Below are 19,510 nucleotides of genomic sequence, written 5' to 3' on the forward strand. Positions count from 1 at the left end.
CCTCCCCCCCAGACCGGGCCGGCCCCCCGCGCCCCGCCCGCCCCCCCCCCCCCGACGTTCCGCCGATATCCAGTGGGAAATGCGAGGAGAAACGTGGCGTGAATTCCGGGATCCCGGGCCGAATCGGCGGGCGGTCGTCCCGGAAAACACGCCACTCGTTCCTCAGGCGTGCGCCGGGGCGCAGCCGCAGCTCATGGCGGCGCGCTCGGACTCGTTCGGGCGGCGGTGCAGGACCATCGCCACCACCATGGGAACGAAGACGATCGCGTTGTAGAACAGGTGCAGCTCGACCCGGGGGACCAGGAGCTGGATGATGCTCGTCGGGACCGGCCTGCCCATCAGGTGATGGCCGGTGAGCGCCTGCAGGAGCAGCAGCAGGTGCTCCAGGTGGTGCCAGACCTGGATGCCGAGCGAGATGTTCCACCAGGTCCGGGCACGTCCGGTGAAGCCCTTCCTGAGCGTGATCAGCCCGACGAGCATGAGCAGCGCGTAGCCGTAGTGCATCCACTCCGACGTCACCAGCCAGGGGAAGGGCAGCCCCAGCACGCCGCGCGCCTGGGGGATCGGCCAGCCGAGGACGTATATCTGGACGGCCTGCGCCACGTGCTCGGTCCAGTGGGCCAGCACGATGAAGAGGAAGACGTTCAACCAGGTTCTGTGCTGCGGGCCGTTGATGACCGTCATTCTTCCCGGAAAGCGACCTGCCGAAGCCGCTTCAGACACCATGCGGAAACCTCTGCTCTCTTATCGGATCGCATCGTCGAACGCCGGCGAAGGACATATCCGTCGCATCATCGTCAACCGTAACGGCCGGAATCCGTTCTTTCTTCTCCTGGATTGCCGAACTCACCTCACGCCGGACGATAACCCCGGCCCGTTGAAAGCACAATGGGAGAAGACAATACGATCTCCGCCCGTGCACGCTTGCTGTGAAGCGCCTAGTGATTCCGCCCATGAGCGAGGTTTTCTGATGCTGGTGAGCGTGACAGGCGGTACCGGATTCGTCGGCTCCCACTCGGTCGCCGCGTTCGTGAGGGCGGGACACCGGGTCCGCCTGCTCGTGCGCGAACCGTCCGGGGTGGACCGCGCCCTGGCCCCCTTCGGCCTCGGGCGGGACGCGGTCGAGATCGTCGTGGGCGACGTCGTCGACGACGGGGCCGTCGGCCGTGCCGTACGGGGGGCGGACGCGGTGCTGCACGCGGCGTCGGTGTACTCCTTCGACAGCAGGCGCCACGCGAGCATGCGGCGGACCAACGAGCGGGGCACCGAGGTCGTGCTGGAGGCCGCGCGCAAGGCGGGCACCGGCCCGATCATCCACGTCTCCAGCGTCGCGGCGCTGTTCCCCGCGCGGGGACGGGTCGTCCGGGAGGACACGCCCGTCGGCAGGCCCCGCGAGACGTATATGGCGACCAAGGCCGCGGCCGAGGCGGTCGCCCGCAGGCACCAGGCCGAGGGGGCGCCGGTGGTGATCACCTACCCGCCCGCCCTGCTCGGCCCGCACGACCCCGGGCTCGGCGACCAGACCGCCCGCGTCCGCAACGTCCTGCGCGGACTGATGCCCCTGTGGCCGCTCGGCGGGCTGCCACTCGGCGACGTACGGGACACCGCGACGCTCCACGCCGGACTGCTCACCTCACCGGGGAACGACCTCAACCGCTACTTCGGACCGGGCCACTACCTGACCACCCGGCAGTACGTCCGGGTGCTGCGGGAGGTCACGGGCCGTCGGCTGCCGACGGTCTTCCTGCCCGCCCGCGCGATGGTCCCGGTCGGCCTGCTGGCCGGTCTCGCGCAGCGCGCGTGGCCGTGGCACATTCCGGCCGAGTACGGCGCCCTCTACATCTGCGCCTGCGCCACGCGTATCGACGAGAACGCCGACATGCACGGAATCGTCCCGCGTCCCGTCGTGGAGACGGTCGGCGACACCGTGCGCTGGCTGCGCGAGCGGGGGCACCTGTCCGCGCGGCAGGCGGGGACCGCCGGCGAGGACCTGTCGCCGGTGACGGCGCCATGACCGCAGACGCCACCACGACGGGAGAGGCCATCATGAGCCAGCGGACCGAACGGCGGGCACCCGCCCCGGACGCCCCCGGGCAGCACGGGCAGCACGGGGAGCTCGGGGAGCGGGAGGAGCGGCAGGAGGGGCAGGAGGGGAACGCCGGTGACGGCCACGCGGGCCGGGCGAACGGGCACGGCCCGCGAAAACCGCCCCCCGTTCCCGCGCGTTCGATGAGTCTTCTCCGCGAGCGGCACGAGGGGCTGCGCGGCCGGATCGCCGAGGGTTCCCGCGGCGCGGCCGACCGGCAACGGGCGCTCGGCAAGCGTACGGCGCGCGAACGCCTGGAGCTCCTGCTGGACGAGGGGTCGTTCACCGAGATCGACATGTACCGCCGTCACCAGGCCCACGGCCTGAAGATCGGCGAGCAGCGCCCGCACACCGACGGGGTGGTCACGGGCTCCGGCACGATCGACGGCCGCCGGGTGTTCGTCTACGCGCAGGACTTCACGATCTTCGGCGGGTCGCTCGGCCAGGCGCACGCCTCGAAGATCCACAAGGTGATGGATCTGGCGATCGCCACCGGCGCCCCCCTCATCGGGCTCAACGACAGCGGGGGCGCCCGGATCCAGGAGGGCGTGATGGCCCTGGACGGATACGGCGGGATCTTCCGGCGCAACGTCCAGGCCTCCGGGGTGATCCCCCAGATCAGCGTCATCCTGGGTCCCTGCGCCGGGGGAGCGGCCTACTCCCCGGCCCTGGCCGACTTCACCTTCATGGTCCGCGACACCGCGAAGATGTATCTGACCGGGCCGGACGTCGTGGAGGCGGTCAGCGGCCGGCGGTACACCCACGACGAGCTCGGCGGGGCCGACGTCCACGGCCGGTGCTCCGGGGTGGCGACCTTCGTGCACGACGACGAGGAGAGCGCCCTGGAGGACGTCCGCTATCTCGTCTCGCTGCTTCCCGGCAACAACCTGGAGCCGCCGCCCGGCGGCCCCTCGCGTCAGGCGGCCACCGATCACCGGCCCGGGTTCGCCGAGATCGTGCCGGTCGACCCGTACAGGCCGTACGACATGCGGGCGGTCGTCGAGGAGCTGGTCGACGACGGGGAGTTCCTCGAGGTGCAGGAGGACTGGGCGGCGAACGTCGTCTGCGTGCTGGCCCGCGTCGACGGCGAGGTGGTCGGCGTGGTCGGCAACCAGCCCATGGTCCTGGCCGGGGTGCTGGACGCCGCCGCCGCCCAGAAGGCGGCACGGTTCGTGCGGTTCTGCGACGCCTTCGGCATCCCGCTGGTGACGCTGGTCGACGTGCCGGGCTTCCTGCCCGGCCGGGACCAGGAGCACGCGGGCATCATCCGGCACGGCGCCAAGCTGCTGTACGCCTACTGTGAGGCGACCGTGCCCCGCATCCAGGTCATCCTGCGCAAGGCGTACGGCGGCGCGTACATCGTGATGGACTCCCGCTCCATCGGCAGCGACCTCTCACTCGCCTGGCCGACGAACGAGATCGCGGTGATGGGCGCCGAGGGGGCGGTGAACGTCATCTTCCGCAAGGAGCTGGCCGCCGCGGCCGACCCGGAGACGCTCCGCGCCGAGCTCGTCGCCGAGTACTCCGAGCAGCTCATGCATCCGCACTACGCCGCCGAGCGGGGCCTGGTCGACGACGTGATCGACCCGGCGCAGACGCGGGCCGCGGTGGCGCGCGGGCTGGCCATGCTGCGTAACAAGCGTCAGACGCCGCCGCAGCGTAAGCACGGGAACATACCGCTGTAGGCGGGGCGCGCCCGTCGGCGCGTGACCGCGCCGGCATGGGCCGGCATGGGCCGTCGTGGGCCGTCGTGGTCACCCGGCCGTCTCCGGCCCCTCTCCCACGGTCTCGACCTCCTCGCGCATCCGGTCCCTGGACAGCGCCACCGACCTGGCGGCGGTGTCCAGGGCGTCACCGGAGCTGACCATCAGCCCGATGAGCTGGGCCTCGAAGCAGCGGTCGGCGTCGTAGGGCTCGATCAGGTAGTCGCCCAGCTCCAGGGCGACCAGCCCGTGGATCGCGCTCCACATCTGGTGGGCGACGAGCTCGGCGTCCTCGGCGCGGAACCGGCCCGCCTCGAAGCACCGCGTCGCGCACTTGACCACGTTGCCCAGGGTGTATCGCCCGTGCTGGCGGTCCTCCTCCGTCAGGGAGAACCCGGCCAGTGAGGATCCGCCGAACATCACCGCGTACAGGTGCGGGTTGGCGAGCGCGTTGTAGCGGTAGGCCCTGCCCAGCAGGGCCATGTCGGCCACCGGGTCGTCGGTCTGCCGCACGCAGGTCAGGTGCCGCTGCAGGCGCGCGAACCCCTCGTGCACCATCTCGCGCACCAGTCCGCTCATTCCCCCGAAGTGGGTGTAGACCGCCATCGTCGAGCTGTCGGCCTCGGTGGCCAGCCGCCGTGTGGACAGGGCCTGGGGGCCTTCCTCGGCGAGCAGGCGGGCGGCGATGTCGACCAGCGCCGGCCGTGTCTTCGGATCGGCCCTACGGGGACTCATCTTGACAGTATTACATAACAGCGATATGTTTTAAGCACAACACTGTTATGTTATTTGCTGACCTCGTCCCGAGGAGGCGCCGTATGGCCGCCCCAGCTCGCGTGTCCGCCCCGGCGACGGAAACGGCCGCCCCGGTGGGGGAGTGCCCGTCGTCGGAGGAACGGCTGTCCGTCGAGGGCGTGCTCCCGGCCGGCCTGGACGGGTGTTTCCTGCAGGCCTTCCCGCACCCGGCCGGCGCGGGCCGGTCCGGCCGCGGATCCGTCCTGTCGGGCATCCGGCTGGGGAAGGGGGGCGCCGCCCGCTACCGCGCCGGGACGAGGGCGCCGGGCCTCACCCCGCTCACCCCGCTCACCCCGCTCACCCCGCTCACCCCGCTCGGACCGCTCGGTCCGGTGCCGGAGCCGGCCTCCCCGGTACGGCCCGCCGGAGCCGCGACGCCGGAACTTCCCGGTCACGTCACGATGGCCCGGCCGGTCCGCGACCCGTCGACGGGCGGGTGGCACACGATCGCCGCCTACCCCGGCCTGGGATACGCCGAGCACCTGGCCGCCGGGCCGGACGGCGTCGTCTCGCACGCCCAGCCGTTCGCCCTGGACGGCGCGCCGCTCATGCACGCGGTCGCGCTCACCGGGCACCACGTCGTCGTCTTCGACCTGCCCGTGGTCTACCGCCACGCGGCCGCCCTGGTCGGTGCGCGCCCTCCCTACGCCTGGCAGCCGGGCAGGCCCGCGCGCGTCGGCCTGCTGCCCCGCGAGGGCGCGGCCGAGCCGCGCTGGTTCCCCGTCGATCCCTGCTACGTCTTCCAGGCGGTCAACGCCTACGAGGAGGGGGACCGCGTCGTCCTGGACGCGGTGTGGCACTCCAGGGCCTTCGACAGGGCCTTCGACGGGGCCTTCGACACCGGGCCCGTCACCGCCTTCGTCCCCCCGCCCGGCGGCGCGCCCGCCGCCGCCGCGGAGCCGCCGCACCTGCGGCGCTGGACGTTCGAGCCGGCCACCGGCGCCGTGCGCGAGCGGCCGCTGCTCCTCGCGCGGGAGACGGCCCTGATCGACGAGCGGGCGGGCGGCCGTGAGCACCGCCACGTGTTCGGCTCCCGCGAGGACGCCACCGGAACCGTGCTCGTCCACGACGACCTCCTGACCGGCGGGGGCCAGGAGTACGGGCTCGGCGCGGGCTGGCGCGCCGGGCGGCCGGTCTTCGTGCCGCGGCCGGTTCCCGGGGCGCCCGACGGCCGTCACGGCGCCGAGGGCGACGGCTGGATCGTCGTCTTCACGCACGACGCCGCCCACCGGTGCGGCGCGCTGCTGGTGTTCGACGCGCTGGACCTGGCCGGCGGGCCGTACGCCACCGTCCACGTCCCGGACAGCCCGCCCCCGTCATCCCGCACCGCCTGGCTGCCCGCCGGGGAGGACACGGGGCCGTTCGCACGGCTGCCGTGAGCCGGGCCGCCCCGCGGAGGACGCGGGAGGGCGCGCGCCGCCCGTGGGCCGGGCCTCGACACGGAACGCCGCCCCGATCCGGTGGATCGGGGCGGCGTCCGGTTTTCGCGGGGGCCGGTGTTCCGGACCGGTCAGGCCGCCAGGGCGGGGCTGTTCTGGTAGGAGGCGAGATACCACTGCCCGTCCTGCTTGACCACGGCCCAGGAGGCCCGGATGGCGCGCTCGTCGGCGACCTCGGTCTCACCGGGCGCCAGCACACCGCCCTGGGTGATCACCACCCCGGCCTCGCCGTTGAGGAACCTGACGTCGATGGGCCGCCCGGTCACCTGGGTGCCCTTGAACCGGCCCTCGAACGCCGACGCCATGAACGCGCGGATCTCCTCACGGCCCTTGCAGTAGAGGCCGGGCAGGATCATGGTCCCGTCCTCGGTGAAGATCTGGGCGAACGCGTCGGCGTCGTGGTCGGCCCAGGCGGCGATGACACGCTGGGGCAGGGCCGCCACGGCGGCCTTGTCGGCGTCGGAGAGGGGCGCCGCGGTCGATGAGGGGCTATTGACGGTCATGCTCTCTTCCTTTCTCTGGAGACGATCGGGGAGGGACTCACGCCGCCCCGCCGGACGCGCCGGGCGCCGCCGGCCGGGGTGCGCACGGCGCGCCCGTACGGCCACCGCCCGGGGCGGCCGCCGTCCAGGTCACGCCGTCGGACTCCTCGGCGTCCCCGGCGTCCTCCGCCGGGGAGGTCTCCTTCAGTGGAACCGCTGCCTGTCCGGATGCGCGGCCGACACGTCGCTCCTGCGTCGGAGCACCGGCGATCAACACCATTTCCTCCCGGGGAATGCCGAACGGGGACCGAGGGCCGTGATCCGCCGTCCTGTGCGCGCGGTCACGGAGAAACACGAGGCCGGCGGGCCGTACCAGATGACACGTGGACGCCCGCCCCTTCGACCGTCGCACCCGCGGCGCCTCCCGGGCATCTTTCGGATTGCGCAGTGGACGCCGGGACGGGGACGGGAGACGGGAACGAGGGGAGGGAGAACCCGCCGGGAGAGGTGAGGCCGGCCCCACCACGGGGAGGGGTGCGCCCGGCAGTGCGGCCGGAACGGCCCGCGGGAGAGCATCGAGCGTGTTCCGGCCGGTTCGGCCGCCTCGGCCGCCTCCCCGGAGGCCGAGCGCTTCCCGTGCTCAGGAGGTTGCGATGCCCAGGCTCCCCGATCCGCGGCGCCCGGTGGGCCGCCCGCACCGGCCGCTGATGGTGATGGTCACCCTGATGCTGGTCCTGGCGGTCGTTTCGGCCGCGGGGCTGGCACTCGACCACCGGGTGCTGCTCGGCGCCCCGGTCTGGATGAAGCCGCTGAAGTTCGCCGTGTCGTTCGCCGTCTACGGCCTCACCCTCGCCTGGATGCTGTCACTGCCGCACCGGGGGCACCGGTGGACGTCGCGGATCGCGACGGTCTTCGCCGTCACCTCCGTCATCGACGTCGGCATCATCGCCCTGCAGGCCGCGCGGGGCACGCTCAGCCACTTCAACCTGGCCGACGACCCGCGGGAGCAGTTCATCCAGGCGGTCTTCGCGCTCGGCGTTCCGGGCATCATGCTGGCCAACCTGCTGCTCGCGCTGATCCTGGCCTTCCAGCGCATCGGCGACAGGGCGACCGGCCGGGCGATCCGCACCGGGATCTGGCTGGCGGTCACCGGCATGGCGCTGGGCTATCTCATGCCGTTGCAGCACAAGACCCAGGTGGCACACACCGTCGACGGCCGTCCGGTGCCGATGATGGGCGGCCACAGCGTGGGCGTGCCCGACGGCGGCCCCGGACTGCCGGTCGTCGGATGGAGCACCACCGGGGGCGACCTGCGGATCGCGCACTTCGTCGGCCTGCACGGACTGCAGGTGACGCTGATCCTGGCGCTGGTGCTCACCGTGCTCGCGGCCCGGGTACCGGTGCTGCGCGACGAGCGGACCCGTGCGGCGCTGGTCGGGGTGGCCGCGGCGGGTCACGCGGGCCTGCTGGCGCTGCTGACCTGGCAGGCGCTGCGCGGCCAGCCCCTGCTCCGCCCCGACGGCCTGACGCTCGCCGCCCTGGTGCTCCTGGTGGCGGCGACCGCCTGGGGCGTCAGGACGGTTGTGGCCGCCGGGCGCCGACGGGCGGCGGGGCCTCCGGCCCACGGCGGCCCGACGCCCGGCGCGCTCTCCCGGCCTTCCCGGCCCATGGTTCTGGGGCGGCGCTGACCAACGCAGCAAGGCACCGAACATGACATTTCGTCATCTGAGATGTAGATGTGACTTGTCAGCTTCCCCGTGTGATCCTCATGCTCAAGTGACCAGTGATCCACGCACTTGAGCGAAAGGGGTACCGGTGGGACGGGTGTTGGTCGTCGAAGACGACGACAGGATCGCGAAGCTCATCGCCCGTGTCCTGCGGGACGACGGTCACACCGTGGACACGGCGGCCACCGGGAACGAGGGGCTGGGCGCGGCGCTAGCCCAGGACTTCGACCTGGTGGTGCTGGATCTGATGCTTCCCGGGCTCGGTGGAGACCTGGTGCTCGAACACCTCGTGGAGGCCCGCCCGGACCAGCGCGTGCTCGTCCTGTCGGCCCTGTCGGACGTCGGCGTCCGGGTCGCCTGCCTGGAGGCGGGCGCTGCGGACTTCCTCGGCAAGCCGTTCGCGGTCGCCGAACTCGTCGCCCGGGTCCACACCCGGATGCGCGGGCAGGCGCCCGGCGCGGCCAAGCGGTGGCTCGAAGCCGGTCCGGTCCGGCTCGACCTGCGTCTCCGCAGGGCCGTGGTGGCCGGGCGACAGGTGGAGCTGCCCTTTCGCGAGTTCCTGCTGCTGCAGCACCTCATGCGCAGGGCGGGGCAGGTGTGCAGCCGCGCCGAGCTGCTCGCCGACGTGTGGGGGATGACCTTCGACCCCCGAAGCAACGTCGTCGACGTGTGCGTACGGAGACTGCGCAGCAAACTCGACGGCCCCTACCGGTTGGAAACGGTGCGCCATGTCGGTTACCGGTTCGTCGCGGACTAGCCGCCTGCTGATCGGGGTCTGGGCGGTGGGCGCGGTGATCTGCGTCGCGCTGATGTACCTCCTGCCGGGCGGTGAGACGATCCCGTTCCACCTGGTGTGGATCGGCCTGTCGCTCATCTACGGCTTCACCGTCTGGCGCCCCGGCGCCATGCTCATGACGCTGGCGGCGGTCTCGCTGAGCAGCGGCTACGTGTTCTTCCACCACGCGGAGCTGGGGGAGATCGGCTGGGAGGAGGCCACCGAGGTCCCGCTGATGTCGATGCTCTTCGGGGCCATGGTCTGGCACGTGTACCGCAGGCAGCAGGCGCTCGCCCAGGTCGCGAGACTGGCCGCCGCCGAGCGGCGCGGGGCGGAGCAGCGGCAGCTGTTCGTCAGGTTCGCCTCCCACGAGCTCCGCACGCCGATAACCGTCGCCCGGGGCTACGTGGAGATGGTCGGTGGCACCGTCGGCCCCGCGGGCAGGGAGGACCTGGCCATCGTCATCGAGGAACTCGACAAGCTGGCCAGGATCAGCCAGCGGCTGATCACGCTGATGCAGGTGGACGACCCCTACGAGCGCCAGATCAGGGATCTGGACGCCGAGCTGGTCAGGATCGTGCGGCGCTGGGAGCCGACCGCGCCCCGCGCGTGGACGGTGCGCTCGGCCGTCGGCCCGGTACCGGTGAACGCCGAACGCCTCGAGAGCGCGCTCGACTGCCTGCTGGAGAACGCGGTCAAGTTCACCGGCCCCGGCGACCGGATCGAGGTGACCGGGAGCACCAGGCCGGGCGCCTGGGTGATCGAGGTGGCCGACTCCGGCGTTGGTGTCACCGGCGAGCAGGCCGAGGCCCTCACCTCCGGCTCCATGCGGCTCACCCGCACCACGACCGGCAGCGGCCTCGGCCTGGCCATCGCGCGCGCCGTCGTCGAGGCATGGGGCGGCGGGCTCACGGTGACCGGCGCGCCGGGCGCCGGCACCACGGTCTCGCTGTGGATCCCCGAGACGTCCGTGGACGCGACGGGCGGCCTGCCGCTCTCGGTGACGCGGATGACGACCTGAGGTCCGGCGGCACCACGGCTCCACCTGCTCCGACGCCGCCCCCGCCCGGTGGGCGAGATGACATGAGGATGACAAGTCCGTCATGACTCGTGGTCATCTCCCGTGAGGGTGACCCATGATCCGGGCATGCGTCGTCGTAGATCCAGGTTCATCCCGTGGGCGGTCGTGGTCACCCTCGTGACCGCCATGCTCTCTTCACCGGCCCTGGCGCCCCCGGCGGCCGCGCAGGACAGCTCGATCACCGTCCAGGCCCGCGACCTGGCCACCGGTGATCCGCTGTCGACGTTCCAGTATCTCGTCAACGTCGACAACACGCGCGTGCCCAACGATCCGGACCCCGCCCTGCGCACCGGGGTCGCGGCCACCGAGAGCAACAGCCCCATCGTCGCCGAGGGCGACCAGAGCAGGGCCACGCTCGACCTGCCCGCCGGGCGGTACCTCATCTCGGTGCGCTCGGCCGACCACAAGATGTGGGGCAGGCACATCACGCTGCCCAGGGACGCGGGCACGGTGCCGATCGCCCTGTCCGAGGCGAGCGAGGCCCACCCGCTGCCGCTCGGCAAGATCCGCGTGTTCGTCTTCAACGACAACCAGTGGGCCAACGGCGCCCCCGACACCGGGGAGGCGGGACTGGCCGGCTTCCAGGTCACGCTGAAGGAGCAGACCGGCTCCCAGGTCGCCGTCGACTACCACAACCGGCCGCTGTGCAAGGGCGACTGCCGTACGGCCTCCGACGGGTTCGTCCAGATCGACGACATGGGGCCGGCGACCTACTTCATCAACGTGGTGCCACCGGACAGCTGCGGCGCGGACGGATCCGGCAGGTGGACGCAGACCACCACCATCGACGGTGGCGTCTCCCTGCAGGCCGGCGTGGAGGAGGGCAGCGACGGCACCGGGGCCCCGGGCGAGTCGCTGTGGGAGCCGCCGAACCGCCGCACCGGCTACTGGTTCGGCTTCGTGTGCACCGCCACCGACTTCGCCACCCCCGGCACCGGCGCGATCAAGGGCACGGCCAAGAACTGGAAGGCGTGGCCGCCTTTCGAGGTGCTGAAGACCGCCGAGCCGGTCGAGAACCCCTACGTGGCCCTGACCAGCAGCGCCAACGACACCACGCTCTACGTCGGCCAGGGCGACGGCGAGGGGAACTTCACCATCCCGAAGGTGCCCGCGGGCTCCTACATCCTGTCGATCTGGGACGAGCAGCTGAGCTACATCATCCGCTTCCTGCCCGTCGAGGTGACCGCGGGACAGCACGTCGACCTCGGTGACGTGGGGGTCTCCCGCTGGTTCGGCTGGCTGTCGGGCCACGTCTACCAGGACACCGGCGTGGCGGCCGACGGGACGGCCCTTCCCGCGGGCAGCAAGGGCAACGGCGTCCGCGACTGCGCCGACACCGCCGACGAGGCCACCTGCGAACCGGCGATCCCCAACACCGACGTCGACCAGCGCTGGCGGGACGGCTCCATCAAGGACTCCACGTTCACCGACGCGCAGGGCCGCTACGAGTACACCAACGCCGAGGGCGGCCCGCTCGGCAAGTGGTTCATCGGCGAGGTGGGCTTCGCCCGCTTCGGCACCACGGGCGCCGCGGTCCACAGCGAGTACGACCCGGCGCGGGTCGCGCACGTGCCGACCGACGAGGGCGGCGGGTTGCTCACCAACCAGCTCGTCATCGAGGGACACCGCAGCGAGGTCGACTGGGGCAAGTACCCGTACGGCAACAAGCCAGGACAGATCATCGGCATCACCTACTTCGCCACGACCCGCAACGAGTTCGACGCCCGCATGCAGGCCCACGAGGCCTACGAGCCCGGCATCCCCGGCGTGACGGTGCGGCTGGAGGGGCCCGGGCCCGACAACCAGCCGGGCACGGCCGACGACGTCGTGCTCAACGAGTACGTCACCGACCACTGGAAGGCCTCGACCGGCTGCGACGTCCTCGACGACAAGGGCGACGACATCAGCGGCCGGCTCAACCCGCTGATCGGCCCCAAGTGCGTCGAGGTGCCGGCCACCGGCAACGAGACCAGAGACGCGGCCTTCGACGGCGGCTACGCCTTCGCGGATTACTGCCCGGCGACGACGGGAGGCTTCGGCCACTTCGACGACGAGGGGGAGACCGTCTGCGGCGACGGCAGCGCGCCGGTCCCGCTGGTCGCGGGCACCTACATCACCCACGCGGTGATGCCGGCGGACTCGCACGACTCCCGGCCGTGCAACCCCACCGGCCAGAAGTATGTCAGCGGGCCCGGCGGGAACGGCTGCCTGTACCGGCCGGTCCGCGAGGAGGACGTCAACGTCGACCTCGGAAACCGCTTCACCCCCGCCATCCCGCCGCCCCCGTGCACCGGGGACCAGCACGTCATCGACCAGTCCACGCTGACCCCGCGCAGCCCGTACCACGGGGTGGACCCCAGCCCCTCCCGGCCGCTGTGCGACAAACGCCTGGTCGTGCTGCAGAACAACCAGAACGCCAACGCCGACTTCTACCTGATGCCCAACTTCAAGAACGGCCCCGACGTGGCCGAGCCGGGCCGCATCGTCGGTCTCGTCTCCGACGACATCTACTTCGACCGCGACCCCAAGTCCATCTGGTACGGCGAGCCCCGCGCGATCGGCAACATCCCCATCGGCATCCGCGACTACAACTGGCGCCTGATCAGCACGGTGAGCACCAGCGAGAACGGCGGCTACGAGGCGCTGCTGCCGTCGACCGAGACCTACAACTGCCCGATCCCGCAGGGCACCTGCCCGGGCATGTACGTCGTGGTCGTCAACGACCCCGGTGACAAGGCCCACCCGAACCCCAACTTCAACCCCAACTACCTGACCGCGTCCTTCGCCTGGGACGTGTGGCCCGGCCAGACCGACCAGCTCGACACCCCGCTGGACCCGATCTCCGGCACGGCGTGCGAGCTTCCGGTGAACACCCCCGAGGTGCTCGAGGTCTCCAAGCCGTACACCACGGCGGGCGACGCGGCGGCCGACCGCCGGATCACCGTCCAGGGAGACTTCTTCGGGACCGCGGCGGGCAGCGTGGTGCTGGGCGACCCGGCCGTCCCGCAGAGCCGCACCCTGACCGTCGCCAACGGCGGAATCGTCAGCTGGGGCGACCGCCAGATCGTGATCAGCGTTCCACCGGTCGGCCCCACTCCCGCGCAGATACGGCCGGGTCCGAAGCAGCTGTCGGTCCGCACCGCGGCGGGCGTCTCCTCGATCAACGGGCTCACCTTCCACGTGCGCGGCAACGCGGGCGGGGTGAACTACCAGCCCCCGGTCGTCGGCGTGGCCCCGCCCACCGTCGCCGGGGCGATCCAGAGCGCGGTCAACGCCGCGGCCCCGGGCAGCCTGCTGGTGCTCAAGCCCGGCGTCTACCACGAGAACGTGCTCATGTGGAAGCCGCTCCTGCTGCAGGGACTCGGCCCCGGCGGTCTCGTCGGCGCCCGAGAACTGCTGGAACGCGCCCCGGAGGACCCGCGGGCCAACATCCAGGGCACCGTCGTCGACGGACGGTTCTTCCACGACAACAAACCGACCTGGACGGCGGCGCTGACGGCCGCCGGAACGCTGGCCGGGGTCGACGCCGACCACCCCGTCCTCGAAGGGGCGGGCATCACGGTCGCGGCCAAGACCACCACGGCCTTCCCCGCGGGCCTGACGGCGGCCCGCATCGACGGCCTCGGCATCACCACGGGCCAGGGCCAGGGGGCCGGCGGCGTCCAGCTCCAGGCCTACGCGGCCAACCTGCAGATCACCAACGACATCTTCGAGAGCGACGGCGGCCTGTTCGCGGGCGGCATCGGCCTCGGCCAGCCGCACACCGACAGCCACAACACCGGCGTGAAGATCCTCAACGACAGGGTCCTCGGCAGCGGCGGCCTCGCCCGCTCCGGCGGCATCGGGATCTTCCGCGGCTCCGACGACTACGAAGTGGCCCGGAGCATCGTCTGCGGGAACTTCGGGGTCGAGTACGGCGCCGGCATCTCCCACTGGGGCCTGTCACCCGGCGGCTCCATCCACGACAACCAGGTCTACTACAACGACTCGGTGGACTCCGGGGCCGGGATCAGCGTCGCCCAGGAGATCCCGCGCCCGCTGCCCGACGGCACCACCCCGCTCGGCGACGGCTCGGGCGCCGTGGACATCGACCGCAACCTGATCCAGAGCAACTACTCGGGCGACGACGGCGGCGGGCTCTTCATCGAGAACGCCCACACCGCCCGCGTCAACGTCCGCAACAACATGATCGTGGACAACGGCGCGGCCGACCTCGGCGGCGGGATCATGATGGACGACTCCGCGAACGTGGCGATCGTCAACAACACCGTGGCCAACAACGTCTCGACCGCCTCGTGCGAGACGTGCGACGACACCCCGCACTCGGCGGGCCTGGCGGCCGAGGCCAACGACCCGCTCTTCCAGAAGACCCTGCCCCCGGGATCGCCCACCTTCGCCAACCCGGTGGCGCTGTTCGACAACATCTTCTGGCAGAACCAGGCCTTCACCCTCAGCCACCCGGGACCGGGCGCGACGCTCGTCTCGCACGGCGCCATCGACCTGGAGGTGCACGGCACCGCGAGCGGCACCGACACCTTCACCCCGCGCTACTCGTCGCTGACGGCCAGCACGATCCGCGGCTCCGACGGGACCGACCATCCGCTCCCGGCGGGCCAGGGCAACGTCTTCGGGCAGAACCCGCAGTTCGTCCAGCCGTTCACCCTGCAACTGGCGGTCGCCGGATCGCGGCTCGACCCGCAGATGGCCTCCGTCACGATCACCGGGCAGGATCCGCCCGTCGGGCTCACCGGCGACTACCACCTGGCGGCGACCTCACCCGCGATCAACAAGGGGGCGCCGTACTCCACCTACCCGGCGCCGCGGACCCCCGCCGCCGTCGGCGCGCCGGCGACCGACTACGACGGCCAGCCCCGGCCCAGGGGAACGGGCCCCACCCCATTCGATCTCGGCGCGGACGAGGTGCGATGAACATGAGACGCAGAGACCTCCTCAAGGCGGGAGCCCTGGCCGCCGGGCTGGCCGTCGGCGGGCGGGCGCTGGAGGGCACCGCAGAGGGCACAACGGGGGGCACAGCGGAGGGCACGGCGCGAGCCGTGCCCGGCCCCGCCGCCCGGATCTCCCTGGCGGGCACCGACGGATACATCGCGATCCCCGGCAGGGCGCCGGTGTACATCTTCGGCTTCCTCGCGGTCCCGCCGACGATGTCCGTCGCCGACCTGACCGCGACCTACAAGGGCAAGGCGCAGCACGTCGCGCCGGTCCTGGACTTCAAGCAGGACCAGGACGCCTACATCACGCTGACCAACCTCGGGCTGGTCGGCAGGCCCGACCTCGTCGACTCCCACACCATCCACTGGCACGGCTTCCGCACCCCGGCGACCGTGTTCGACGGCGTGCCCGAGGTGTCGGTCTCGGTCCCGATCGAGCGGCAGTTCACCTACTTCTACCGGCCGCACGACCCGGGCACGTACATGTACCACTGCCACTTCGAGGACGTCGAGCACGTGCAGATGGGCATGACGGGCATCGTGTTCGTCCGGCCCGCCCAGGACGGCGGCACGGCCCTCGACCCGCTGCACCGGACCACGACCTACGCCTACAACGACGGGGACGGCTCCACGGCCTACGACCGGCACTTCGCGATCCTGCTCAACGAGATCGAGGAGCGCGAGCACGACGCGGACGAGCAGATCCAGGAGTTCATCTTCACCGACTACGACCCGCAGTACTACACGCTGAACGGCCGGGTCTACCCGCAGACCGTCCTGCCCAACGGCCATCCGTCGCTGCCCGGCCAGCCGGTCTCCTCCCTCGTCCAGGTGAACCCGGGGGACCGGGCCCTGCTCAGGCTGGCCAACCTGGGATACGAGCAGCACGCGATGCAGCTGCCCGGCATCCCGATGAAGGTGGTCGGCGAGGACGCCACCCTGCGCCGCTCCCCGTCGGGGGCCGACACCTCCTACACGACCAACACCCTCTACATCGGCCCCGGAGAGGCACGGGACGTGCTGTTCACCGCACCGCCCTTCAACCCGTCGGCGCGGGTGTCCACCGACGCCCGCGGCTCCTACAACACCTACCTGTTCAAGAATCGGGACTTCCGGCGGCTGTCGAACCACGGCGCCCCCGGCCTCGGCGGCATGGCGACCGAGGTCCGGGTCTACCAGGGGTCGCCGCTGCCGGCCCAGACCGTGGTGGGGGAGACGTATGCGTAAGCCGATCGCGCTGGCCGGTGCGGTGGTCATGGTGCTGGCATCGCTGACCGTGCCCGGGGCGCAGGCACAGGCACAGGCGGCGGCGCCGAAACAGGGCCTCGTCTGCACCGACGGCCCCTCGTTCGACCTGACCGCCAGGAGCGGATACGCCGAGACCCCCGACGGCAACAGCGTCTTCATGTGGAGCTACGCCCCTGCCCAGGGCCGCTTCCAGAGCCCCGGCCCCGTGCTGTGCGTCGAGCAGGGCGACGAGGTCACGGTGCGCCTGCACAACGACCTCGCCGAACCGGTCTCGATCGTCTTCCCCGGCCAGCTCGGCGTCGGCGGGACCGGAACCCAGGGACTCCTGGCCAAGGAGGCCCCCGCCGGGGGCGACGCGACCTACACCTTCACCGCGGGCAAGCCCGGCACCTACGTCTACGAGAGCGGCAGCGACCCGTCCAAGCAGGTCGAGATGGGCCTGTACGGCGCGCTCGTCGTGCGCCCCGCCGGGCACCCCGACTACGCCTACGACGCGGCCACCAGGTTCGACCCGAAACGGGAGTACCTGATGCTGCTCAGCGACATCGACCCCGACCTGCACCACGCGGTCGAGACGGGCGGCACCTACGACTTCACCAAGCTGCGCAACCGCTACTTCGCCATCAACGGCAGGCAGTTCCCCGACACGCTCCAGAACAACGGGGTCTCGTGGCTGCCCGCCCAGCCGTACGGCGCGCTGGTCCGCGTCAAACCGTACGACGCGACGAGCAACCCGCTGCCCGCGCTGATCCGGATGGCGAACGTCGGCGCGCTCAACCACCCCTTCCACCCCCACGGCAACCACGTGCGGCAGATCGCCCAGGACGGCAGGCCCCTGCGCACGCCGGACGGCGGCGACGCCACCGGCGAGCACTTCGGCGAGACCGTCGCCTCGGGCCAGACCCAGGACTTCCTGTTCACCTGGAAGGACCAGGACTCCTGGGACGCCCAGGGCAACCCGCTGCCCGCCTCGGTGGCCTCGCCGGACTACCGCAACCTGACCTTCAAGGACGGCGACACCTGGTCCAGCGGCAGCGCCTACCTGGGCGCCAAGGGCACGCTGCCGGTCGGCACGGCCTCGCAGAACGTCTGCGGCGAGTGGTACTTCCCCTGGCACAGCCACGCCCTGAACGAGTTCACCAACTACGACGCGGGCTTCGGCGGCATGGCGACCCTGTTGCGGGTCGACCCCTCCGGAGGGTGCGCCGCCGCGGCGGCCAGCTCCGTCGTCCTGGCGGGCAGCCTGAGATCGGGCGCCGTCGCCGCGCTGGCGACGGCGGACAGCGCCTACTACCAGGTCGACTCGGCCTCCGGCGGGACACCCACGGCCGACTGGTACGGCGGCTTCGCCGGCGTGCCGACCGGTGCGAGCGGCCTCGGCGTCACCTACACCGGGCGGAACCCGACCGCCGCGCTGCCGACCACCCTGTGGGCCTGGAAGTGGTCCACCGGCACGTGGGTCCAGCTCGGCGCCGCGGCCGACGTCGGCACGTCCGACACCACGGTCACCCGGACCCTGCCCGCGCCGCAGTCCGACTTCCTGGGCACGGGCGCCAACCAGGGCAAGGTGCGCGTGCGCGTGCTGACCACCGGCACGACGACCGGCTTCACCACCCAGGGCAACCTGCTCAAACTGACCTACGACGCACCGTGAGGGCCCAGATGCGCAGAACTCTCGTGCTCGTCCTGATCGCCGCGTGCCTCGTCCTGCCCGGCCGGTCCGCGGCGGCGGCAGGTGTGACGATCGACCTGTGCGTCTCGGCCGGCACGCTGTCGCTGCCCGGCTCCGCCTCCGCGGCCGTCTGGGGTTTCTCCCAGGCCGGCCCCGGGGGCTCGTGCGCCGGCGCGACCCCGTCCCTGCCGGGACCGGTGCTCTCGGTGCACGAGGGCGACGAGGTCTCCCTGGTCGTGCACAACACCCTGACGACACCGGTCTCGCTGGAGATCCCCGGCGTGCCCCTCGACCAGGGAGCGGGCGTCACCGCCGCGGCGGGCGCCGCCGCGACCGCGACCTTCACCGCCTCCGCCCCCGGCACCTACCTCTACCAGGGGACGGAACGGCAGCTGCCGATGGGGCTGTACGGCGCGCTGGTCGTACGGCCCGCCACGGCGGGCCGGGCCTACGCCTCCGCCGCGACCGCCTACGACCGCGAGGCGGTGCTGGTGCTGTCGGCGATCGACCCGGCGTTCAATGCCTCGCCCGCGACCGCCGACCTCCACAGGTACGCGCCGAAGTACTGGCTGATCAACGGGAAGGCCTACCCGGACACCGACCCCGTCCACGGCGGTCCTCCGGGCACCACCGTGCTGCTGCGGTACCTCAACGCCGGGTTCGACAACACCTCGATGCGCCTGCTCGGCCTGTACGAGCGGGTGATCGCCCGGGACGCGCATCCCCTCGGGAACCCGTTCGAGGCCACCTCGGAGACCATCCCGGCGGGCGGTACGGAGGACGCCGTCGTGACCGTCCCGCCCACGGGGAGCAGGTTCGCGCTCTACAACCGTCAACTCCACCTGACCAACGGCGCCTCCTCGCCCGGCGGGATGCTGACCTTCGTCGAGGTGCCATGAGCGGCCGGACCCGCCTGACGGCGCCGGTCGCGCTCGCTCTGGCGGCCGTGCTGGGGCTCGGCGGGACGGCGGCGGCCCTCGTCTGGCGCCTGTCCGCGGCCCCTTCACCCGCCCAGGCCGCCGTACCGCCCGCGACCCCGCCCACCCGGGTCGCCGCCACACCCGCTCAGGCCGTCCCGCCCTCGGCCCAGGACGGCTCCCCGCCCGCACGGACGGCGTCCCCGCCCGCGCGGGCCGCCGCGGGGCCGGCCTTCGACCGCCCGGTGATCCCCGCCGACCGGCTCGCCGACCGGGCCGGGATCCGGCTCGTGCGGGTCTCGGCGAGCGGAGCCGGAGGGCTGCTCGACGTGCGGTACCAGGTCGTCGACCCCGGACGGGCACAGGCCGTGCACCAGGAGAGCACCCCGCCCCTCGTCGTCGACGAGGCCTCGGGACTGGTGATCAGGCAGCTCTACATGGGCCACGCGCACACCGGGGAGCTGAAGCCCGCCGTCACCTACTACCTGGTCTTCGAGAACTCCGGTAACTGGGTGCGGCCGGGAAGCAAGGTCACCGTACTGCTGGGCGACGCGCAGGTTCGGCATGTCACGGTGTCGTGAGGGGTGCGCGGCCGCCCGGGACCGGCGGGCGCGGCCATGGCCCATGTCATGGCCC

Annotated in this window: 14 protein-coding genes; 11 read left to right on the forward strand and 3 right to left on the reverse strand. The window is 72.1% G+C overall.

Annotation, left to right across the window (positions count from 1 at the left end; all coding sequences use genetic code 11):
- Positions 1 to 162: 162 nt before the first annotated feature.
- Positions 163 to 684 (reverse strand): hypothetical protein, encoded by a 522-nt coding sequence (locus AB0N02_RS18960; RefSeq protein ID WP_363947886.1) that lies wholly within the window; start codon positions 682 to 684, stop codon positions 163 to 165.
- A 286-nt stretch (positions 685 to 970) separates the two neighbouring features.
- Between AB0N02_RS18960 and AB0N02_RS18965 the strand changes: the two genes are divergently transcribed.
- Positions 971 to 2,014: an NAD-dependent epimerase/dehydratase family protein gene (locus tag AB0N02_RS18965; protein ID WP_363947889.1), complete on the forward strand. Its 1,044-nt coding sequence runs from the start codon at positions 971 to 973 to the stop codon at positions 2,012 to 2,014.
- Positions 2,011 to 3,771 (forward strand): acyl-CoA carboxylase subunit beta, encoded by a 1,761-nt coding sequence (locus AB0N02_RS18970; protein ID WP_363947892.1) that lies wholly within the window; start codon positions 2,011 to 2,013, stop codon positions 3,769 to 3,771. The genes AB0N02_RS18965 and AB0N02_RS18970 overlap by 4 nt, the downstream gene beginning before the upstream one ends.
- 69 nt (positions 3,772 to 3,840) lie before the next feature.
- On the opposite strand, the gene AB0N02_RS18975 is transcribed toward AB0N02_RS18970, so the two are convergent.
- Positions 3,841 to 4,524: a TetR/AcrR family transcriptional regulator gene (locus AB0N02_RS18975; protein ID WP_363947895.1), complete on the reverse strand. Its 684-nt coding sequence runs from the start codon at positions 4,522 to 4,524 to the stop codon at positions 3,841 to 3,843.
- Between the two features lie 83 nt (positions 4,525 to 4,607).
- Between AB0N02_RS18975 and AB0N02_RS18980 the strand changes: the two genes are divergently transcribed.
- Positions 4,608 to 5,963 (forward strand): carotenoid oxygenase family protein, encoded by a 1,356-nt coding sequence (locus AB0N02_RS18980; protein WP_363947898.1) that lies wholly within the window; start codon positions 4,608 to 4,610, stop codon positions 5,961 to 5,963.
- Positions 5,964 to 6,094: 131 nt separating this feature from the next.
- Here the strand turns inward: AB0N02_RS18980 and AB0N02_RS18985 are convergent, their stop codons facing one another.
- Positions 6,095 to 6,526 carry an SgcJ/EcaC family oxidoreductase gene (locus AB0N02_RS18985; RefSeq protein WP_363947901.1) on the reverse strand — a complete coding sequence of 144 codons (432 nt, stop codon included), beginning with the start codon at positions 6,524 to 6,526 and terminating at the stop codon, positions 6,095 to 6,097.
- Between the two features lie 632 nt (positions 6,527 to 7,158).
- Between AB0N02_RS18985 and AB0N02_RS18990 the strand changes: the two genes are divergently transcribed.
- From AB0N02_RS18990 to AB0N02_RS19025, 8 genes are all read left to right on the forward strand, one after another.
- The gene (locus tag AB0N02_RS18990) at positions 7,159 to 8,193 is read left to right on the forward strand and encodes a hypothetical protein (RefSeq protein WP_363947904.1); all 1,035 of its coding nucleotides are present in this window, start codon (positions 7,159 to 7,161) and stop codon (positions 8,191 to 8,193) included.
- A 127-nt stretch (positions 8,194 to 8,320) separates the two neighbouring features.
- A complete protein-coding gene (locus tag AB0N02_RS18995; protein WP_363947907.1) occupies positions 8,321 to 8,989 on the forward strand; it encodes a response regulator transcription factor in 669 nt (222 codons plus the stop codon).
- Entirely contained in the window at positions 8,961 to 10,028 is a 1,068-nt protein-coding gene (locus tag AB0N02_RS19000) for a HAMP domain-containing sensor histidine kinase (protein WP_363947910.1), read from the forward strand. Before AB0N02_RS18995 ends, AB0N02_RS19000 begins: the two co-directional genes overlap by 29 nt.
- Before the next feature lie 126 nt (positions 10,029 to 10,154).
- Complete coding sequence (locus AB0N02_RS19005; RefSeq protein ID WP_363947913.1) at positions 10,155 to 15,017, forward strand: choice-of-anchor Q domain-containing protein; 4,863 nt, start codon at positions 10,155 to 10,157, stop codon at positions 15,015 to 15,017.
- Positions 15,018 to 15,019: 2 nt separating this feature from the next.
- A complete protein-coding gene (locus tag AB0N02_RS19010; RefSeq protein WP_363947915.1) occupies positions 15,020 to 16,264 on the forward strand; it encodes a multicopper oxidase domain-containing protein in 1,245 nt (414 codons plus the stop codon).
- Positions 16,257 to 17,939, forward strand: a complete 1,683-nt coding sequence (locus AB0N02_RS19015) for a multicopper oxidase domain-containing protein (RefSeq protein ID WP_363947918.1) — start codon at positions 16,257 to 16,259, stop codon at positions 17,937 to 17,939. The genes AB0N02_RS19010 and AB0N02_RS19015 overlap by 8 nt, the downstream gene beginning before the upstream one ends.
- An 8-nt stretch (positions 17,940 to 17,947) precedes the next feature.
- Positions 17,948 to 18,856 (forward strand): multicopper oxidase domain-containing protein, encoded by a 909-nt coding sequence (locus AB0N02_RS19020; RefSeq protein WP_363947921.1) that lies wholly within the window; start codon positions 17,948 to 17,950, stop codon positions 18,854 to 18,856.
- Positions 18,853 to 19,455 (forward strand): hypothetical protein, encoded by a 603-nt coding sequence (locus AB0N02_RS19025; RefSeq protein WP_363947924.1) that lies wholly within the window; start codon positions 18,853 to 18,855, stop codon positions 19,453 to 19,455. The genes AB0N02_RS19020 and AB0N02_RS19025 overlap by 4 nt, the downstream gene beginning before the upstream one ends.
- Positions 19,456 to 19,510 lie beyond the last annotated feature (55 nt).

Origin of the sequence: Streptosporangium sp. NPDC051022 (assembly GCF_040683035.1) — a bacterium.
GTDB lineage: Bacteria > Actinomycetota > Actinomycetes > Streptosporangiales > Streptosporangiaceae > Streptosporangium.